The organism is Parabacteroides sp. PH5-46 (genome assembly GCF_029892785.1).
Lineage (GTDB): Bacteria > Bacteroidota > Bacteroidia > Bacteroidales > Tannerellaceae > DFXE01.
Window position 1 is genome coordinate 52,548 of sequence record NZ_JARXXA010000020.1, and the last position, 20,053, is coordinate 72,600.

Genomic DNA, 20,053 nt, shown 5'->3' on the forward strand with positions numbered 1-20,053 from the left:
AAGCTACTTACCTCTCAATTGTGAGAAGCGTTTCAGGCCTTTCAGATAAAAAGAAAGGATCAAGCTTTGCTGCATAAGCTCCGGAACCGGATTAATGATTGTGCGTCGAAGATTTTCCTGCCGGACGGGTTTGTAAACAGGTAAAAGACGATAAAACTCTTTCCGTGCTCTATATACGGCTCGGGCATTTCTTGGATGGCCTGTTAGTAAGAATTTTAATGCTGCAATGTAATCAAGCCAGAAGCGGGCGCGCATAACATGTTTCAAGTCTTTCTCCGGCAGATTCTTGTAAACCATCAACAGGCTATTTCGGAAATTCAGAAATGTTTTTCGCGGATTTTCTGTTGTCAAGGTAGCTCCGCCCACATGATAGACTACCGATTGAGGGATACACATCAAACGATATCCCCGGCAACGCAGGCGCCAGCACATCTCCACCTCTTCCTGATGCGCAAAAAAGCGGCCATCAAGGCCTCCCTCCGCCTTGAATACGGCGGTACGGATGAACAAGCAGGCTCCGGTTGCCCAAAGCACGTCTGTCGGCGTATCATACTGTCCTTTATCTTCTTCTACATGGTGCAAGACTCGTCCCCGACAAAAGGGATAGCCATATCTATCGATATACCCTCCTGCTGCTCCGGCATATTCAAAATAACCCTTATTATGATAGGCTAAGATCTTAGGCTGTACACAAGCTATTGCAGGATCGGCATCCAGGGCTTTCAGCGGAGCCTCAAGCCAGCCGGGAGTTACTTCCACATCGCTATTCAGCAACACGGTGTATTCGGCATCTATCTGCTCTATAGCACGGTTATAGCCTTCAGCAAAGCCATAGTTTTCAGCTAAACGCAAAACGCGTACGCTTGGAAATTTATCTTGAAGCATTTGGATAGAATCGTCCGTAGAACCATTGTCGGCCACTATAACCTCCGCATATTCCGCAGGAGAATTCGCCACTACAGAAGGTAGAAAACGCTCCATTAACTCCCGTCCGTTCCAATTTAATATAACAACAGCGACTTTTTTCATACCGATTCACGTTTATACTTCCAGCGTTTATGCGTCCATAACCAGTAAGCGGGATTCCGCATAATACACTCTTCCATCATTCGGGCATATTGCTCTGTAAGCCAAAACTCGGGTGTATCTTTGGCAGATTCTACCATTGGTATCATTTCCACCTCATAGTATCCTCGTTTTAGCTTCCGGATATCAACAAAAACAACCGGCAAATCCAATTTCCGGGCAATGCGTTCGGCTCCGGTAAAGAAAGGGGTATCCTGATTAAGGAATGAAGTCCAATAATGAATATTCACTTTACTGGGCGTCTGGTCAGACATAAATAGGACAGCTGATTTTTCTTTATTTTTTTCCAAACGCACAATCTCTCTTCCCGTATTATTCTTTTTAATCCCTCTGGCGCCAAAACGTGTTCGCAGATAGATAAACAAACGATCAAAGGCTTCACTCTTTAACGGGCGATATATTTGATATTGCTGGGTATGTTTGAACAATACATTTACTGAAGTGAACCATTCCCAGTTACCATAATGCCCCATATACAGGATAACGCATGAATGCTCTCCTTCCGACAGACGATCTATCACTTCCGGATTCTTCAAATGGGCTCGCTTTAATACTTCTTCTTCTGAAATATGCGCCAGCTTGATTGTCTCTACTATGTAATCGCAGAAATGGTGGTAAAATTCCCGCTCCATCCGGCGTAATTCACTATCCGTTTTCTCGGGAAAAGAGGCTTTCATGCTTCGCCTTACTACCCGTAAACGATAGCCTACCACCTTATATACCAATATGTATAATACATCGGACAACACATACAGCAAACGCATGGGAAGTATAGCGTGCAACTTTACCCATCCGTACAATAAAGCATAAGCAATTTTATTCCACATAGTCTATTATTTTACAGGTCAGAGCTGTTTGCTCATCATTCCACCCGGCAAGCAATACTTTTTGAGGTTTGTTTATCAGAGATGCGTTATACGCAGTCTCAACCTTTACATAATTAGCAGTAAAGCCATGCATCATACCTCCGTGCCTGGTATGTTCAAAAAGTACATCTGCCGACTGACCGATAAACGACTCATAAAATGCATGCAACTTTCGATCGGAAATATCCAGCAGTTGTTTGCTACGTGTATGTTTCACCTTAGGATCTACCGAATGAGCGATCTTCAGCGCCTGCGTACCCGGACGTTCCGAATAGCTGAATACATGCAACTGCGAAATATCGAGCCCTTCGATAAAAGTCTGCGCTTCTTCAAACAACTCATCCGTTTCTCCGCGAGTACCTACTATTACGTCTACTCCAATGAAGGCATGCGGCATAACGCTTTTTATTTTATCTACCTTATAACGGAATAAGGCTGTGTCATATTTTCGTTTCATCAACTTTAGCACCTCATCGCTCCCACTCTGTAAAGGTATATGAAAATGCGGAGCAAAGCGCTTACTGTTCGCCACAAAATCAATAACCTCATCCGTAATCAGATTCGGTTCGATAGAGGAAATGCGGTATCGGACAATACCTTCTACTTCATCCAACGCACGAACCAGATCGACGAAGGTTTCTCCTGTGCTCTTGCCAAAGTCGCCGATATTTACTCCCGTCAGTACAATCTCTTTGCCACCCTGGGCGGCTACTTCTTTTGCCTGCTCTACCAAGCTGGCAATAGTACCATTACGACTCCGCCCCCGGGCAAAAGGTATGGTGCAATAGGTACAGAAATAATCACATCCGTCCTGTACTTTCAGGAAATGTCGCGTCCGGTCGTCAGACGAGCAAGACGGAGCAAAGGTGCGAATATCTTTCGTAGCCGAAGCAACAATGGCTCCCGCTTCCTGTTTTTTATTCAGATTTTCCAGATAGGAAAGAATATCCAGTTTTTGTTCGGCACCCAATACCAGATCTACTCCCTCGATGTGGGCAACCTCTTCGGGCTTCAGTTGGGCATAGCAGCCGGTAACTACTACGAATGCTCCCGGATGTTGTTTGCTGATCCGGCGAATGGCCTGACGACATTTTTTGTCTGCCAATTCAGTCACCGAACAGGTATTAACTACACAAATATCAGCTTTTTCTCCAGCTCTTGCTTTACGAACACCCTGCTCGGCAAGGACCTTTCCAATCGTAGAGGTTTCGGCAAAATTCAGCTTACAGCCTAAGGTATAATAGGCGGCTGTCTTATTCTCAAAAACGGAATTATCTATCATTATACTGCGCTGTTTAAAGATGCAAAGGTAGTGATTTCCATTGCAAAAAGAAAAAGCGTATCAATTGCGGATAAACTTCCTTGGAACAGACAGACTTCTGCCGATATTTTTGTTGGCTGACGGCCGTCGGCCAATTGGTTGATAATTGTCGGCCAGTTGGCAGACAGCTATCAGTCAACTGGCCGATAGCTATCGGTCAACAATTTTATATGCTGAAAATGAGCAAAAGTAGAGGAGTAATTTCTTATTTGTACTGTTGGATATCTGCTATATTGTGCTTACTTTTGCACAGAATTCACATATTTGTGCTATGATCAAAGAGAACTTTATTAAGCTTTACGAGGAGAGTTTCCATGACAATTGGGATTTACCTGCCTTAACAGACTACAGCAAAGGAACAACTTATACATTTAAGGATGTAGCAACTCAGATAGCCAGAATACATATTGTTTTTGACGAGTGCCAGGTGCGCCGGGGAGACAAGATCGCTTTAATCGGCAAAGATTGCTCTAACTGGTGTATCGTATATATGGCTGTTGTAACGTACGGAGCCATCATTGTTCCTATTTTACAGGATTTTAATCCCAACGATGTTCATCATATCATCAATCATTCCGATTCGACATTCCTTTTTGTCGGCGACAAGATATGGGATTCGCTAGAAGAAGAAAAAATAGAAAATATCCGTGGCGTATTCTCTCTCAGCGATTATCGTTGTCTGCATCAGCGTGACGGAGAGAACATCCAGAAACTGATGAAGCAGCTGGATGAAAAAATGGCTAAAAAATATCCCAACAGTTTTGCAAAAGAAGACATTAAATACGCAGAGCTGGAAAACGACAAAGTGGTATTGATTAATTATACCTCTGGCACTACCGGTTTCAGTAAAGGGGTGATGCTTACGGGTAACAACCTGGCGGGGAATGTTACTTATGCTAAAACGCTGGATGTGATCTTCCGGGGAGAAAAGATGCTATGCTTCCTTCCTTTGGCACATGCGTATAGTTGTGCCTTTAACTTTCTGGTGCCGATGGCCTTTGGGGCACATGTATACTTCCTGGGTAAAACCCCGGCTCCGAAGATTCTGCTCAAGGCATTTGAGGAAATCAAACCCAACCTGATCATTACAGTTCCACTTATCCTGGAAAAGATATACAAAAAAATGATCCTTCCCCAGCTGAACAAACGTTCGTTGAAACTGGCATTAAATATTCCATTATTGGATACACGTATTTATGCACAAATACGTAAGCACCTGATGGATGCTATGGGTGGACGTTTCCGTGAAGTAATTGTAGGGGGTGCAGCCATGAACCAGGAGGTAACAGACTTCCTGTATAAGATCAAGTTTCCGTTTACCATCGGATACGGCATGACCGAATGCGGCCCGCTGATCAGCTACGACAGCAACAAAGAATTTATCCCCGGCTCTTGCGGACAGGTACTAAAAGGTATCATGGAAGTACGCATAGACTCGGATGACCCATACAACACCGTTGGAGAAATACAGGTAAAGGGTGAAAATGTAATGAAAGGTTACTACAAAAACCAGGAAGCAACCGAGAACACATTCACCGAAGACGGCTGGCTACGTACCGGCGACCTGGGAACGATTAACGAAACAAAGCGTATCTTCATCAGAGGCAGAAGCAAAACCATGATCCTGGACTCTGGCGGCCAGAACATCTACCCGGAAGAAATAGAATCAAAACTCAATAACCTTCCTTTTGTGATGGAAAGTATCGTGATTGAGAAAAACGGCAAATTAGTCGGTTTGGTTTATCCGGACTATGATTCGGTAGACGGAACAGGTTTGTCGCATGAAGACCTGCCAGCCGTAATGGAGCAAAACCGATTGGAGTTAAATAAACTGCTGGCACCCTATGAACACGTCAGCCAATTACAATTATATCCTATGGAGTTTGAAAAAACGCCTAAGAAAAGCATAAAGCGTTATTTGTATAGCAACTATTAAGCTCACATATACGCCATTACTAATTAACACCTTATTCGCATGAAACTAATATTTACGATTATTCTATTGTCTATTATGACAATACAGGGAGCATTGTATGCACAGGAAAAGGCAGATACAACGCTTCAGCTGAAAAACATAACCGTGCATGGAAAGCGCTTTGGCGGGCTCAGTGGAGGAGATATCCGGAAGCTGGATGTAGAAAGCAGTCAGAGCGTCTTCGGGGCGACTACTGCAGAGGCCATACGCCAGCTACCTTCCCTTATTACAGACATAGAAGGAGGCGTTACATACCGGGGAACCGGCAAAAGCGGCATATTACTAAACGGAGTACCTTATGGGCTGTTGGAAGAATACAGCGGCGATGTACTAATACAGCTTCCGGCCTTATTCTTCAATCACATTTCACTAAGCTCCTACCCTGCCATCGACCTTATTCCCGATGGGGAAGCCGGCATGTTAAATCTTGCCTCATCTACCTACTCTCCTTCCGACCCTCTTATGCAATTAAGCCTTGGAGCCGGGCTACAGGAAAGGTATAATGCAGGAGCTATCCTGAATCTGCATCCGGGCAAGTTCCACATTACAGGGAAATACAACTATCGCAGGGAATATCGTGAACGAAGCTTTCAAAAAACAACAACCAATGTCTCCGGCACAACGGAAATGAACAACAATGCCTCCGCACGCCCGGATATACACCTGGCAGACCTGAATATAGGGTATGATATCAGCCCGAAGGATGTAATTTCTGTTTACGGACTCTATCACCTGATGGAATACGACCGCTACGGAGGGATTAATAATACGCGGAAAAATCCGGCAGGAGAGGTTATGAATAAGATGCTACGCCACCGTTTCAATCGGCAGAAGCAAGATGCCTATGCTGTAGAAGCCCGCTGGTCGCATCGCTTCAACCATCCCTCTGAAAAATTAGATATTGTATTCAATTACAACAACAACCTGTATGATGAAAACAATGACTACAAAAACGAGAAGCCGGAAACTGGTGTAATCCTGGCAGAGGATCAGCTTTTTGTCGATCATGAGAAAAAGAATTACTACGCATCTGCCACTTACCAAAAGACATGGAATGAAACATTCTCATTCAAAGGGGGATACGCTGGCCGCTTCCGTGACGAATCATACACCTCAAAGGCATATAATAAGGTAGAAGACAAGTGGGTCGAGAACACAGGAAAATCCAACATCTACACCTTCAAACGCTACACCAATATGCTTTTCGCCTCTCTGGAAAAGAAACTCGATCGCCTGACAGTCGAAGCTGGTGTACAGGCAGAGCATCAGAAACAAGAAATGGAAAATACAGATCATTCCCGTTTCCGCCTGTATCCACGAGTGAAAATAGCCTATCAAACAGGGAATACAGACGAAATAAGCCTCAAATACATCCAGCGTAGCGTACGCCCCTACGGTATGGATCTGAATCCGTTTGTAGACATGAGTGATGCCACCTATATAAAACAAGGAAATCCGCATCTAAAAGAAGAACTCATTCATTCCATAGAAATTGGATATCAGCTAAACAGCCGAAACGTCCATATATCTCCAACCCTCTATTACCGGAATCGCCAAAACCGCATCATGGACATGGCAACTGAGCTGGACGGACAAGCAATCTGGAAAAAAGAAAACATAGGAAACACCCAAACATTCGGAGCCGAACTGGCTGGATATTGGAGTCCGGTCAACCCACTATCGCTTATGCTCTCTTATAACATCTACAGAGATGAAATAGACGGCCGGATCGCAGGCTATACCGAAAAGAAATCACTCACATGTATGGACATCAAAGGCCATATCAACTGGGCTATCACACGGCGTACCGATCTGCAGATAGACGGTTTTTATATCTCCGACCAATTAACGCCACAAGGCAAAATCAAAAACCGTTACAGCATCAATGCCGGTATCTCACACGATCTGCTACCAAACAGACTACAAGCCAACCTGAGTATTCAAAACATATTTAACAGCCTGGAGGAGACAACCATCATAAATTCAGCACAAACACAAATGACGCAAATACGCAACCGCGACTCACGCGTTACATGGCTTACGCTGATTTATAGGTTAAAGAAATGAAATTTATAGGCAATTACGTAAATAATTCGTTCTTTTGCAAAAAATTTGGGAGTTCTGTACCCTGTACACTTCCTTATTTGTATAACACAATTATAGTATACGTTAATGGCAGATAATAAAAAGATTGGTTACGTTTCTTTTTTCAATTCCCGTTTTACATCTATAATTAGTATAGCATTGGTACTTTTCTTGCTGGGATTAATCTTTCTTATCGGATTACTTGGCAATAAATTATCCGATTATGTAAAGGAAAACATCTCCTTTTCGGTTATACTAAAGGATGGCCAGAAAGAGGCAGACATTAAGCGAATCCAAAAAAACCTGGACGACCTGCCTTTTATTAAATCTACGGAATATATATCTAAAGAACAGGCTGCAAAAGAATTGGAAGAAGAACTGGGTGAAAATCCGGAAACATTTCTGGGCTTTAACCCTCTGCAAGCATCTATCGAAGTAAAATTATTCTCCGAATATGCCAATGCAGACAGTCTTCAGGTTATCGAACGAAAAATCAAATCATATACTTCTGTTTCCGAATTGCTTTACCGCAAAGATATGATGCAGGTTGTAAATGACAACATAACAAGAGTCGGTTTTGTGTTACTCACATTGGCGCTGATGTTGACAATCATCTCTTTTGTACTGATCAGCAATACCATCCGGCTACTAATCTACTCTAAACGCTTTCTGATTCATACCATGCAATTAGTTGGAGCAACGGCCGATTTTATCCGGAGGCCTTTTATCAACTATAATATTGTGAGTGGCATTTTAGCTTCAATCCTTGCAATTTTAATGTTGGTAGGTTCGTTATATTATTTACAGCAAGAATTGTCGGGCTTTGTACAGCTACTCGACATTAATTTACTGATACTTGTTTTTACTGCCGTATTCGTATTAGGTATTCTGCTATCGTATTTAGCTACTTATCTGGCCGTAAACAAATATCTGCGCATGGAAGCAGACAGGATGTATTATATTTAAAATTATAACAAATGATGAAAACAGATTTTGCTTTCGGAAAAATGAACTTTATACTGGTGGGCGTTTCCGTTGTGATCATAATTATTGGCTTTGTATTAATGAGTGGAGGAGCTTCGGTAGATGGTGTATCATATAATCCGGAGATATTCAGCACCCGCCGCATTGTGGTGGCACCAATAGTATGTATGATTGGCTTCTGTATGATGGTGGTAGCCATTCTGACAAATAGCAAAGAGAAAAAGACAGAAGAATGAGTTGGCTGGAAGCCCTGATCCTGGGGATCATACAAGGACTTACTGAATTTCTTCCTGTTAGTAGCAGTGGGCACCTCACAATAGGAAGTACACTCTTTGGATTAAGCGGAGAAGAAAACCTGACATTTGCTGTAGTAGTTCATGCTGCTACTGTATTAAGCACAATCGTGGTTCTCTGGAGTGAAATATCGAAACTGTTCATCGGTTTCTTTCGTTTCAAATGGAACGATGAGACAAAAATGGTCTGCAAAATTCTGTTATCTATGATTCCGGTGGGTATCGTGGGCGTATTTTTTAAAGACTATGTGGAACAGCTTTTCGGAAGCGGCTTGTTACTTGTAGGCTGTATGTTGTTGGTTACAGCGGCATTACTCGCTTTTTCCTATTACGCAAAGCCAAGAGTAAAAGAAGAAATATCGTTTAAAGATGCATTTATTATAGGAATAGCGCAGGCATGTGCTGTTTTGCCGGGCTTATCCCGTTCAGGCTCTACCATTGCCACCGGTTTATTGTTAGGCAATAAGAAAGAACAGGTAGCACAGTTTTCTTTCCTGATGGTGATTATTCCCATTTTAGGAGAGGCCTTTCTCGATTTAATAAAGGGAGGGTTTTCACCGGAAACTTCCGGAATCTCGACTACAGCTTTGGCTACCGGATTCCTGGCTGCATTTGTTTGTGGAGCTATTGCCTGTAAATGGATGATAAACCTGGTAAAGAAAGGGAAGTTGATTTATTTTGCGTACTATTGTGTAGCAGCAGGATTATTAGCCATTACATTTTCGTTTATTAATTGATCAGAATGGATTTTTTAGAAGGAGAGGTTCTATATTTTAACAAGCCATTAAAGTGGACATCATTTGATTTGGTAAACAGATTTCGTTACAAATTATCACGAAAACTGAACGTAAAAAAAATAAAAGTAGGGCATGCCGGCACATTGGATCCATTGGCCACGGGGGTTATGATTTTATGCACAGGGAAGGCAACAAAACGTATTGATGAATTTCAGTACCAGACTAAAGAATATGTTGCGACTCTCAAACTGGGAGAAACAACACCATCCTTTGATCTGGAAAGAGAAGTTGACGCCACCTACCCGACAGAACACATTACCTGCGAAATGGTAAAAGAAGTACTGAAACAGTTCATAGGAGCCATACAGCAAGTGCCGCCGGTATTTTCGGCCGTAAAGATAAATGGGAGAAGAGCGTATAAGTTTGCCCGCAAAGGAAAAGAGGTTGAGCTGAAAGCCAAGACATTGGTGATAGATGAAATAGAATTACTGGAATGTAATCTTCCCGTAATTAAGATACGAGTGGTTTGCAGCAAAGGGACATACATCCGTGCACTTGCCCGCGACATCGGGGAAGCACTCAACTCGGGAGCTCACCTGATCGGATTGGAGCGGACACGCATAGGAGAGGTAACATTGGATATGTGTATGAATGCCGACGACATCGACGCTTTTTTAGAAAATATCGAAACAGACACAAAAGAAAAATTATAGTTATGAAGCTTTCTAAATTCAAATTCAATTTGCCGGACGAGCTAATAGCTTTGCAGCCGACAAAGAACAGGGACGAATCCAGAATGATGGTTGTCAACCGGAAGACAGGAGATATTGAACACAAAACATTCAAGGATATCCTGGATTATTTCGACAAAGATGATGTCTTTATCTTTAACAACACCAAGGTTTTCCCTGCGCGCCTATATGGAAATAAAGAAAAGACAGGCGCACGAATTGAAGTATTCCTTCTTCGTGAATTGAATGAAGAATTGCGCCTATGGGACGTATTGGTAGATCCCGCCCGTAAAATCCGTATAGGCAATAAGCTTTATTTCGGCGAAGACGACTCTATGGTTGCTGAAGTGATAGATAACACCACTTCACGTGGACGGACGCTTCGCTTCCTTTATGACGGTAGCCACGACGAATTTAAAACAGCCTTATATGCATTGGGAGAAACCCCTCTGCCTAAATACATCAATCGACCGGTGGAAGCCGAAGACGAGGAACGCTATCAAAATATTTTCGCAACAGAAGAAGGCGCAGTTGTTGCACCAGCAGCCGGCCTACACTTCAGTCGCGAATTGATGAAGCGCCTTGAGATAAAGGATTGCCGCTTTGCTTTTCTGACAGTTCATTCCGGTCTCGGCAACTTCAGAGACATAGACGTAGAAGACCTGACTAAACATAAAATGGATTCGGAACAGATGATCGTCAACTCCGAAGTTGTTAAGATTGTAAATGAAGGCAAAGACAGCAACAAACAGATATGTGCAGTAGGTACATCGGTTATGCGAGCTATTGAAACAGCTGTCAGTACGGACGGCCATCTGAAGGAATTCAACGGATGGACAAACAAATTCATCTTCCCGCCTTATGACTTCAGCGTAGCAACAAGCATGGTTACCAATTTCCACCTGCCTCTGTCTACATTATTGATGATGGCAGCTTCTTTTGGAGGGTACGACTTAATCATGAATACCTACGATGTAGCTGTCAAAGAAAAATATCGTTTCGGCGCGTATGGCGACGCCATGCTTATCATATAAATAAGGAGAATGGCAAAAGTCTACCTCAGCCTCGGAACAAATTTAGGAGATAAAAAAAGAAATCTGATAACAGTATCCGGACTGTTGGCTGAAAGGGTGGGAACGATTCTCGCCCTTTCAACTATGTATGAAACCAAGCCTTGGGGATTCGAGTCCGAAAACACATTTCTAAATGCTGCCATTATTCTAGAAACCTCTTACCCCCCCTTTGAACTATTAGAGATTACTCAGAAAATAGAACTCGAAATGGGGAGAAAAGAAAAAAGCAATGGCTCATACAAAGACCGGATTATAGATATTGACATCCTTATGTATGAGGATCTGATCGTTACAACTGAAAAACTCACAATCCCCCACCCCTTCATGCACAAGAGGAGTTTTGTCATTGGTCCCTTGGCCGAAATCGCAGCTTCCCTAGTACACCCTGTATTAAAAAAAACTATCGGCGAATTATATCTTTCTCTTCCTGCATTATGATATAATAAGTTTTTTGTATATTTGCCCTCGAATTAACGTGGACAGATTTGTACTGCTTGCAACCACAGGAAAAAATGCTAAAAACAATTCTTCTCTGATTGCCTTTCGGCATATTCATTTCACCCCGTCGTTAATTCTTTTATAGAACTACTAACTTCATAATTTAGTAAAGGAATGAGTTATTTTTTCACCTCCGAATCGGTGTCTGAAGGGCACCCCGATAAAGTAGCCGATCAAATATCGGATGCTTTGCTTGATGAGTTTCTTGCTTATGACAAGAACTCGAAAGTAGCTTGCGAAACCCTTGTAACAACCGGACAGGTTGTCTTGGCGGGGGAAGTTAAATCCAGCGCGTACGTTGACGTACAGGAAGTAGCACGTAATGTGATCGAAAAGATTGGCTACACCAAAAGCGAATATCAGTTTGAAGCCAAATCATGCGGTGTTCTTTCTGCTATTCATGAACAAAGCGGCGATATTAATCGTGGCGTTGAACGTGAAGACCCTTACGACCAGGGAGCAGGAGACCAGGGAATGATGTTTGGTTATGCCACAAATGAAACAGACAATTACATGCCTTTGGCTCTGGATCTCTCACACAGCTTACTGCAAGAGTTGGCCTATATACGAAAGAATGAGTTAAACCTGATGCCATATCTGCGCCCGGACGCCAAGAGTCAGGTTACGATTGAGTATGAAGACAATGGCTCACCACGCCGCATCGACACAATCGTGATCTCCACACAACATGATGAATTCATCAAAGCGAAAGGAATCAGCCAGGAAGAAGCAGACAAAGCGATGCAGCAGCGGATAGCAACCGATATGAAGGAGATCCTGATTCCACGTGTAAAGGCTCAGTATCCGGCACACGTACAAGAACTCTTCGACGAACATATTACATACCATATCAATCCGACTGGTAAATTCGTAATTGGTGGTCCTCACGGAGACTCCGGATTGACCGGACGTAAGATCATTGTAGATACTTATGGAGGCAAAGGGGCTCATGGTGGCGGTGCTTTCTCTGGGAAAGACCCATCTAAAGTAGACCGTTCAGCAGCTTATGCCGCTCGCCACATCGCAAAAAACCTGGTAGCAGCAGGCGTTGCAGATGAAGTACTGGTGCAGGTATCATATGCCATCGGTGTTGCCAAACCAATGAACATATTCGTTAATACATACGGTCGTTCAAACGTAAAAATCAATGATGGGGAAATCGCTAAAAAGATTGAGCAGTTGTTCGACATGCGCCCGAAAGCCATAGAAGAAAGACTACAATTACGCAACCCGATCTACTTTGAAACAGCCTCTTACGGACACATGGGACGCCAGCCGGAAAAGAAAACAAAAGTATTTACTTCCCGGTACAATCCTACATCTCTCAGCCTAGAAGTAGAACTGTTTACCTGGGAAAAGCTGGACTATGTATCAAAAATCAAAGAAGCCTTTAATCTTTGATAATGAAATAGAAAATCAACCCTCTTCGGGTTGATTTTCTACTGCTTTTATTTTACGGAACAAATCCGATGCAAATATAAAGTCGTTCAACGCTTGATTTTTCGCAGTCATCACCTGATGATTATCACCCTGCCACTCTTTTATTCCTTCCTTGATAAAGACTATGTTTTCACCTATGTTTATGACAGAATTCATATCGTGAGTATTGATAATGGTTGTCATTTTATAGTCTTTGGTTATACTATGGATCAGCTCGTCGATTATCAGTGAAGTTTTGGGATCCAAGCCTGAGTTTGGCTCGTCACAGAAAAGATATTTTGGATTCAGGGAAATAGCACGTGCAATAGCAGCACGTTTCATCATCCCTCCACTTATTTCAGAGGGGTATAAATGTTCTGCATCCAGAAGGTTAACACGATCCAAACAAAACATGGCTCGCTTCTCCCTCTCTTTGTATGAATCGTTAGAGAACATATTCAGCGGAAACATCACGTTCTCCAATACCGTCATGCTATCAAACAAGGCCGATCCTTGAAAGAGCATCCCCATTTCACGACGTAACACGTTCAGTTCCTTCTTATTCATCCCGATTAACTCACGCCCATCATACAGTATTTCCCCTGTATCCGGTCTCATTAAGCCGATGATATTCTTTAGCAGAACCGTTTTCCCTGAACCACTTCGTCCGATTATCAGGTTTGTTTTCCCGGTTTCAAATACGGCATCGATATCATGCAATACCATTCTGCCTTCAAAGGATTTGGAAAGATTTTTAACTTCAACCATGTTCTATGTGAGCATTAAGTGAGTCATTATCACATCGGCAAGTAAGATCATTATACTACTCATCACAACAGCGTTTGTACTGGCTTTACCAACTTCCAGGGCTCCACCTTTCACATAATAGCCAAAATAGGATGAAATGGAAGCTATTATAAAAGCATATACTACCGACTTTATAATAGAATACCATACATAAAAGGGATTAAACCAAACCTGTAAGCCATACTCAAAGGCAGTTGGACTCATAACGCCTCCATCACCCAGATGACTGGCAAAAACCCCTCCCATTATACCTGTAAACATACTGAAGACAACCAGTACCGGAATAAACGACATCAAGCCTACCAGCTTGGGCAGTATAAGAAAGTTGGAAGAGTTAACCCCCATAATTTCCATCGCGTCAATTTGCTCGGTTACACGCATTGTACCTATTTCCGAAGCAATATTGCTACCCACCTTTCCGGCTAGTATCAAACACATAATAGAAGATGAAAATTCAAGCAAAATAATTTCACGGGTCATATAACCAATCGTAAAGGTAGGGATCATTGGGGAGGTGATATTCAATGAAATCTGAATAGCAATAACTGTTCCGATAAATACAGATATAATTATCACAATCCAAAGCGAATCAAAACCAAGTTTATAGATTTCCTTTATCAACTGTCTGAAAAACATCCCCCAACGATCAGGTATAGAGATGGCTTTCTTCATCAGCAATGTATATTCACCAAGCCTGTGTAGTGACTCATTCATGCGATATCTAATTTATTTGAAAGGACAAAGATAAGAGAAAAATGCAAAAGGGAAACCTTCACAGGCTTCCCTTTCATAGACTAACCCTAAATTAACAATTAGTTAATTCAAAAAAAAGATAAGACGACTTTCTGTTGGAAAGTGTTTTTACAAAGACAAAGATAGCTCTATTAGAGAACTTATAAAGAAAATGGTATTTTTTTTATTTACTAATTAAGAAAGACTAAAAATAGTCAGTTTTGAAAATCAAAACCATCTGTTTTTAAAAACAATTGTCACCATTATACAAAACAGACGATTTCTATATCTGCCATTTTTGAAAAGGCAATACAAGTGACATTAAACAGGTTGCCCAAATAAAGTGGCAGAAGAAGCATGAGTAATTTTTACCCTAACAAACTGTCCGACTTTATAATTTTCCTTATCAAAAATTACAACTTTATTTTGGCTTGTTCTACCAAACAACTGTTCCCTTGAACGTTTCGAGAAGCCTTCAACCAATACTTCAAACTCTTTACCTATATCATGTTGATTGCTTTCATCCGATAACTGGTTCTGCAGATCAATCAGACCTTGCAAACGTTTAACCTTCACTTCTTCAGGAATATCATCCTCCAGATGCTTGGCTGCATAAGTTCCCGGACGCTCCGAATACTTAAACAAAAAAGCTGAATCATAGCCAACTTCACGCATCAGAGAAAGGGTTTCCTGATAATCTTCTTCCGTTTCGGAATGAAAACCACAAAACAAGTCAGTAGATATCGCACATTCGGGCAATATTCGACGAATAGCTGCTATACGCTCCAAATACCACTCACGCGTGTATTTGCGATTCATAACTTCCAATATACGGCTACTTCCTGATTGTGCCGGCAAATGAATGTGCTTACAGATATTCGGGTAGGCAGCCATAACGTGTAATGTATCGTCACTCATGTCTTTGGGGTGAGAAGTGGTGAAACGTATTCTCATCTCCGGAGCCTCCTTTGCTACACTCTCCAGCAATAAAGGAAACGTAACAATAGTATCTCCTTTTTCAAAACGATACGAATTTACGTTTTGTCCCAAAAGAGTAACTTCTTTAAAGCCTTTCTCTTTCAGATCCCTGACCTCATTCAAAATACTCTCCAAATCACGACTTCGCTCTCTCCCTCTTGTATAAGGGACAATGCAATAGGAGCAAAAATTATTACACCCACGCATGATCGAAATAAAGCCGGATATATGAACTCCACCTATCTTCAGAGGAATAACATCTTTATACGTTTCCTGGGTAGATAACTCTACATTAATAGCTTTTTCGCCCTGCTCTACAGCTCCAATTAAATGGGGCAAATCCATATATGAATCCGGTCCGACAACCAAATCCACCTGATGATCATGAATCAGCGATTCTTTTACTCGCTCTGCCATACAGCCTAAAACACCAATAATTAACCTCTTATTCTTTCGTTTTAACGAATGTAAATACTGAAGGCGATTATATATTTTTTGTTCAGCATTATCTCTGACAGAACAGGTATTAAGAAAAATGGCATCGGCTTCCTCTATATTTTCTGTCATATAGTAACCGTCCATTTGCATGATAGAAGCTACCACCTCGCTATCTGCCACATTCATCTGACAACCGTATGTTTCAACATAAAGGTGTTTCCTTTTCTCGTTTTCTGAAATATTATTGTTCATTTTGTTTATTATTTACCATTACGCCCATGTTAATAACTCTTAAATATTGATTTCTCGTCAAAAAAAGTGTTTGAAATACTTGCGTATACCAAACCGTTATTATATTTTTGTAACGAAAAACGTAAATTTTTTCATAGTTAAGGTTTTGGTTAAATCGAGTAAGGGTGGCTGCGAAGTTACCCTTATTTATTTTATTACTTCCTGTTAGTATTTTCATTCTCAATATTTTTTCATACATTTGGAGTGCAAAAATAATCAAAGTTATGGATAACCTGGGTGATTGGCTTTACATTCTTATATTAGTTGCTGCCGGAATCAGCGGTTTGTCTTCTGGGAAAAAGAAGAAACAAGCCCAACAACCTCCGCGTCAACAACCGTCATACGGTGATATAAACAAGCCACAGGAAACTCAGGAACAAAAAGGGTTTTGGGAGATATTCGATGAAATGCAGCAAGAGCATAAACGCCAACAGCCTGCTCAACAACCGATGCCACAACAGATCAAAACAGAAAAACCAAAAAAAACTCAAAAAAAACAAACTGTTGTATCAACTCCGGCATTTAAGGAAGGAGAAAGAGCTATTATGGCTACAGCAAAATCTTCATTAGCTAACAGCTCCGACACAGAAGATTTCAATTTATTGGAAGATTCTCTTCTGGAGGTAGAAGAATTGAAAAAAGCTGTTATTTATTCAGAAATACTAAACCGCAAGTATTAAACATCTGTTCTTTTTAATACCTTTGCGCCCAAAGTTTAAAGTTAGGTATTTTCTCACATTATTAATTTTAGTATCATGGCATTAAAATTTATTACAGCTGAAGAAGCCGCATTATTAATCCATCACGACGACAATGTAGGCTTTAGTGGATTTACTGCTGCCGGATGTCCCAAAGCCGTTCCGGTAGCTATTGCTAAAAGAGCAAAAGAAGAACACGAAAAGGGGAATCCGTTCCAGATAGGTATGTTCAACGGAGCATCTACTGGAGATAAACTGGACGGAGAACTTGCACGCGCCAAAGCGATCAAATTTCGTACACCTTATCAGTCTAACAAAGATTTACGCGCACTTTTAAACGCTCGCGAAACTGCTTATTTCGACATGCACCTCTCCGAGCTGCCACAATCCCTGCGTTATGGCTTCCTGGGAAAGGTTAACATCGCAATCATCGAAGCTGCAGACGTTACTGAAAACGGAGAAATAATCCCGACTACAGGTGTTGGCATTGCACCGACAATCTGTCGCTTGGCTGACAAAATCATCGTAGAATTAAACAAGAAACATCCGAAGGAACTCCGTGGTATGCACGACATATACGAGCCACAGGATCCTCCCCTTCGTCGCGAAATTCCAATTTATGCACCATCTGACAGAATAGGACAACCTTTCATTAAGGTTGACCCGGCTAAAATTGCAGGTGTAGTTGTAACTGAAGAGCCTAACGAAGGTGGCACGTTTACTCCTCTAGACGAGGCAACATTGGCTATCGGCGAAAATGTAGCCGCATTCCTTGTTGCAGAGATGAAAGCCGGACGCTTGCCAAAAGACTTCGTTCCTTTGCAAAGTGGGGTAGGAAATGTGGCAAATGCTGTGTTAGGCTGCATGGGTGAGAACAAAAATATTCCAAACTTCAACGTATATACTGAAGTAATCCAGGATTCAGTTATTAAACTGATGAAAGACGGTCGGGTTAAATTTGCCAGCGGATGTTCGCTTACTGTCTCTAACGAAGTGATAGACGACATTTATAATAACCTTGATTTCTTCAAAGACAAGATTCTGCTTCGCCCACAGGAGATATCCAACAATCCTGAGGTTGCTCGTCGTTTAGGACTGGTAGCTATCAATACAGCTCTTGAGGCTGACATCTTTGGTAATATCAACTCCACCCACGTTTCCGGCACACGCATGATGAATGGTATCGGAGGGTCTGCCGACTTTACACGTGCAGCAATGTGTTCTATCTTTACCACTCCGTCTACGGCAAAAGACGGTAAGATAAGTGCGTTTGTCCCCATGGTATCACATACCGACCACAGCGAACACTCTGTTAAGGTAATTATTACCGAATACGGGGTAGCAGACCTACGCGGAACATCGCCTATACAGCGTGCCCGCAAGATTATAGACAACTGTGTGCATCCTGACTACAAGCCTTTATTAAACGAATACCTGGAGATGGGTATCAAAGGCCATACACCGCATAACCTGAAATGTTGCTTTGCTTTCCACGAAGAATTGGCAAAAAGCGGCGACATGCGCAATGTAGACTGGAGCCTGTATAATAAGTAAAGAACTATACTCCCTGATAAAAAAGCGACCGGGCAGAAGTCCGGTCGCTTTTTGTATCTAATGACAACTGTTCTTAAAAGGTAAGCTTTATTATTTCGCCGTAAGCCGGAATTTTGTAGAATGCTTCTTCTGCAGGGTATTCTCCAGCATACACTCGGGCATTGGTCAAGACACCGCCATGAGCAAAAACACAGACTTTATCATAACCACCAGCTCGTATTTCATCCAAGAAGTTAGCCACACGATTATATTGATCTGAAAAAGATTCTCCTCCGGGAGCCGGAATATTTCGCCAATCTGCAAACCAAGGCTTAGCACGAGGATCTTCATTTACTTCCTGCCACGACTTCATCTCCCACTCACCAAAATTAAGTTCCTTGATTCGGTCGTCGTGCTCTGCATCCGGATATCCACAATAAGTAGCCAGCCTGACACAGCGAGTCAGGGGGCTGCACCATATTCTATCGAAAGACAGCCCGGCCAACTGCTGCTTTACAATTTCAGCTTCCTGCGCAAATGTATCTTTTAGCCCTACGTCGGACTGCCCATACGTATATCCGGGCGGAACATCAACGGCTGTGTGCCTTATCATGTATATATCCATAGCAATCTCTTTTTGTTATTGATTTAGTTTTCCTTCCAAATATGATTTCTTTTTAACCGACTTTTCCCGTTCGGTGGTCAGCACATCTATGTCTGTCAAGACTGAGGCCAGGTTGTAAGTAGCAATCAGGGCTTTCTTATCCGCTTCAGCCAAATAGATGGTATATGCCTTTCCGCCTGTATAATCTATTTTTATACGTTCTTTCTCGTTGGCATAAATAAACTTCACGGCGTCTACGGCATTCTCCCCTTTATAGGTAACTACTTCCGTAGTATTTCCCATATCTTCAAAGCGATAATTAAGTCCTCCGTCATACGGAATAGAAGCTGTTTCGGCAAAAGAGCCATCCTTAACACTTACCTTTACACCTGTATGATTGATTCCCCTGCTGCCAAAATAGACACTCGCCAGGTACATCTCACCAAATTCATTTACTCCGCAACGAATATAGTTTCGTTCTACATTTTTCTCGATTGTTTGCTGTTTCCAGATATAATTACCTACCTCCTGATATTCTGCATCCTTTTCAAGCACAAAAGCTTTGCTTAATTCTTCGGCTTCCATTCTTTTGATGGGCAAAAGGCTGTCGCAATAAACGATATTCCTGTCGGCTTCCTTCAATTCTATCTGACGCATCAGTTCCAATGTTTCTTTCAGCACGTTCAGCTCTTTCGGATACTTCGCGCGGATACTGTCTATTCCATTTTTCGCGGCAAATAAATCATTTTGCTCATACAAGCTTCTAGCTTGCTCCAGCATGTTCCGGGCTTCCTTTTCCTGCTTGCCACAAGCCACCATCAATAGCATCAGGAGCATCGTACAAATAATATACTTCTTCATCATACAATCTTCATTCTTTCACACAAATGTAAACAAAATGCAG

General features: G+C 42.0%; 19 protein-coding genes. 11 read left to right on the top strand and 8 right to left on the bottom strand.

Annotated elements, in window-relative coordinates; genetic code table 11:
* Positions 1 to 3: 3 nt before the first annotated feature.
* The 3 genes from M2470_RS16380 to mtaB are packed head-to-tail and all read right to left on the bottom strand — an operon-like array spanning position 4 to position 3,234.
* Positions 4 to 1,029 (bottom strand): glycosyltransferase family 2 protein, encoded by a 1,026-nt coding sequence (locus M2470_RS16380; protein ID WP_280746083.1) that lies wholly within the window; start codon positions 1,027 to 1,029, stop codon positions 4 to 6.
* The gene (locus M2470_RS16385; RefSeq protein WP_280746084.1) at positions 1,026 to 1,913 is read right to left on the bottom strand and encodes a lysophospholipid acyltransferase family protein; all 888 of its coding nucleotides are present in this window, start codon (positions 1,911 to 1,913) and stop codon (positions 1,026 to 1,028) included. The genes M2470_RS16380 and M2470_RS16385 overlap by 4 nt, the downstream gene beginning before the upstream one ends.
* Positions 1,903 to 3,234, bottom strand: coding sequence for a tRNA (N(6)-L-threonylcarbamoyladenosine(37)-C(2))-methylthiotransferase MtaB (mtaB, locus tag M2470_RS16390; RefSeq protein ID WP_280746085.1), 1,332 nt, complete (start codon positions 3,232 to 3,234; stop codon positions 1,903 to 1,905). Before mtaB ends, M2470_RS16385 begins: the two co-directional genes overlap by 11 nt.
* 310 nt (positions 3,235 to 3,544) lie before the next feature.
* Here mtaB and M2470_RS16395 point away from each other — a divergent pair, with 310 nt between their 5' ends.
* The 9 genes from M2470_RS16395 (at position 3,545) to metK (ending at position 13,050) form a co-directional block, all read left to right on the top strand.
* The gene (locus M2470_RS16395; protein ID WP_280746086.1) at positions 3,545 to 5,209 is read left to right on the top strand and encodes an AMP-binding protein; all 1,665 of its coding nucleotides are present in this window, start codon (positions 3,545 to 3,547) and stop codon (positions 5,207 to 5,209) included.
* Positions 5,210 to 5,248: 39 nt separating this feature from the next.
* On the top strand, positions 5,249 to 7,315 hold the full coding sequence (locus tag M2470_RS16400) for an outer membrane beta-barrel family protein (RefSeq protein ID WP_280746087.1): 2,067 nt from the start codon (positions 5,249 to 5,251) through the stop codon (positions 7,313 to 7,315).
* 105 nt (positions 7,316 to 7,420) lie between these two features.
* Positions 7,421 to 8,299, top strand: a complete 879-nt coding sequence (locus tag M2470_RS16405; protein WP_280746088.1) for a permease-like cell division protein FtsX — start codon at positions 7,421 to 7,423, stop codon at positions 8,297 to 8,299.
* Between the two features lie 11 nt (positions 8,300 to 8,310).
* On the top strand, positions 8,311 to 8,553 hold the full coding sequence (locus tag M2470_RS16410; RefSeq protein ID WP_280746089.1) for a DUF3098 domain-containing protein: 243 nt from the start codon (positions 8,311 to 8,313) through the stop codon (positions 8,551 to 8,553).
* Complete coding sequence (locus tag M2470_RS16415; RefSeq protein ID WP_280746090.1) at positions 8,550 to 9,347, top strand: undecaprenyl-diphosphate phosphatase; 798 nt, start codon at positions 8,550 to 8,552, stop codon at positions 9,345 to 9,347. Before M2470_RS16410 ends, M2470_RS16415 begins: the two co-directional genes overlap by 4 nt.
* 5 nt (positions 9,348 to 9,352) lie before the next feature.
* Entirely contained in the window at positions 9,353 to 10,060 is a 708-nt protein-coding gene (gene truB, locus M2470_RS16420; RefSeq protein WP_280746091.1) for a tRNA pseudouridine(55) synthase TruB, read from the top strand.
* 2 nt (positions 10,061 to 10,062) lie between these two features.
* Positions 10,063 to 11,112: a tRNA preQ1(34) S-adenosylmethionine ribosyltransferase-isomerase QueA gene (gene queA, locus M2470_RS16425; RefSeq protein ID WP_280746092.1), complete on the top strand. Its 1,050-nt coding sequence runs from the start codon at positions 10,063 to 10,065 to the stop codon at positions 11,110 to 11,112.
* A 9-nt stretch (positions 11,113 to 11,121) separates the two neighbouring features.
* The gene (gene folK, locus M2470_RS16430) at positions 11,122 to 11,589 is read left to right on the top strand and encodes a 2-amino-4-hydroxy-6-hydroxymethyldihydropteridine diphosphokinase (protein WP_280746093.1); all 468 of its coding nucleotides are present in this window, start codon (positions 11,122 to 11,124) and stop codon (positions 11,587 to 11,589) included.
* A 174-nt stretch (positions 11,590 to 11,763) separates the two neighbouring features.
* Positions 11,764 to 13,050: a methionine adenosyltransferase gene (metK, locus tag M2470_RS16435; protein ID WP_280746094.1), complete on the top strand. Its 1,287-nt coding sequence runs from the start codon at positions 11,764 to 11,766 to the stop codon at positions 13,048 to 13,050.
* Between the two features lie 15 nt (positions 13,051 to 13,065).
* Here the strand turns inward: metK and M2470_RS16440 are convergent, their stop codons facing one another.
* The 3 genes from M2470_RS16440 to miaB all read right to left on the bottom strand — a co-directional run bounded on the left by M2470_RS16440 (position 13,066) and on the right by miaB (position 16,275).
* Entirely contained in the window at positions 13,066 to 13,836 is a 771-nt protein-coding gene (locus M2470_RS16440; RefSeq protein ID WP_280746095.1) for an ATP-binding cassette domain-containing protein, read from the bottom strand.
* Positions 13,837 to 13,839: 3 nt separating this feature from the next.
* Positions 13,840 to 14,589, bottom strand: a complete 750-nt coding sequence (locus M2470_RS16445; RefSeq protein WP_280746096.1) for an ABC transporter permease — start codon at positions 14,587 to 14,589, stop codon at positions 13,840 to 13,842.
* Between the two features lie 339 nt (positions 14,590 to 14,928).
* A complete protein-coding gene (gene miaB / locus M2470_RS16450; protein WP_280746097.1) occupies positions 14,929 to 16,275 on the bottom strand; it encodes a tRNA (N6-isopentenyl adenosine(37)-C2)-methylthiotransferase MiaB in 1,347 nt (448 codons plus the stop codon).
* Between the two features lie 263 nt (positions 16,276 to 16,538).
* Between miaB and M2470_RS16455 the strand changes: the two genes are divergently transcribed.
* Positions 16,539 to 16,994 (top strand): hypothetical protein, encoded by a 456-nt coding sequence (locus M2470_RS16455; protein WP_280746099.1) that lies wholly within the window; start codon positions 16,539 to 16,541, stop codon positions 16,992 to 16,994.
* Positions 16,995 to 17,069: 75 nt separating this feature from the next.
* On the top strand, positions 17,070 to 18,566 hold the full coding sequence (locus tag M2470_RS16460; RefSeq protein ID WP_280746100.1) for an acetyl-CoA hydrolase/transferase family protein: 1,497 nt from the start codon (positions 17,070 to 17,072) through the stop codon (positions 18,564 to 18,566).
* Between the two features lie 73 nt (positions 18,567 to 18,639).
* Here the strand turns inward: M2470_RS16460 and cobC are convergent, their stop codons facing one another.
* Complete coding sequence (gene cobC / locus M2470_RS16465; protein WP_280746101.1) at positions 18,640 to 19,170, bottom strand: alpha-ribazole phosphatase; 531 nt, start codon at positions 19,168 to 19,170, stop codon at positions 18,640 to 18,642.
* 15 nt (positions 19,171 to 19,185) lie between these two features.
* Positions 19,186 to 20,010 carry a hypothetical protein gene (locus tag M2470_RS16470; RefSeq protein ID WP_348524228.1) on the bottom strand — a complete coding sequence of 275 codons (825 nt, stop codon included), beginning with the start codon at positions 20,008 to 20,010 and terminating at the stop codon, positions 19,186 to 19,188.
* Positions 20,011 to 20,053: the final 43 nt, after the last annotated feature.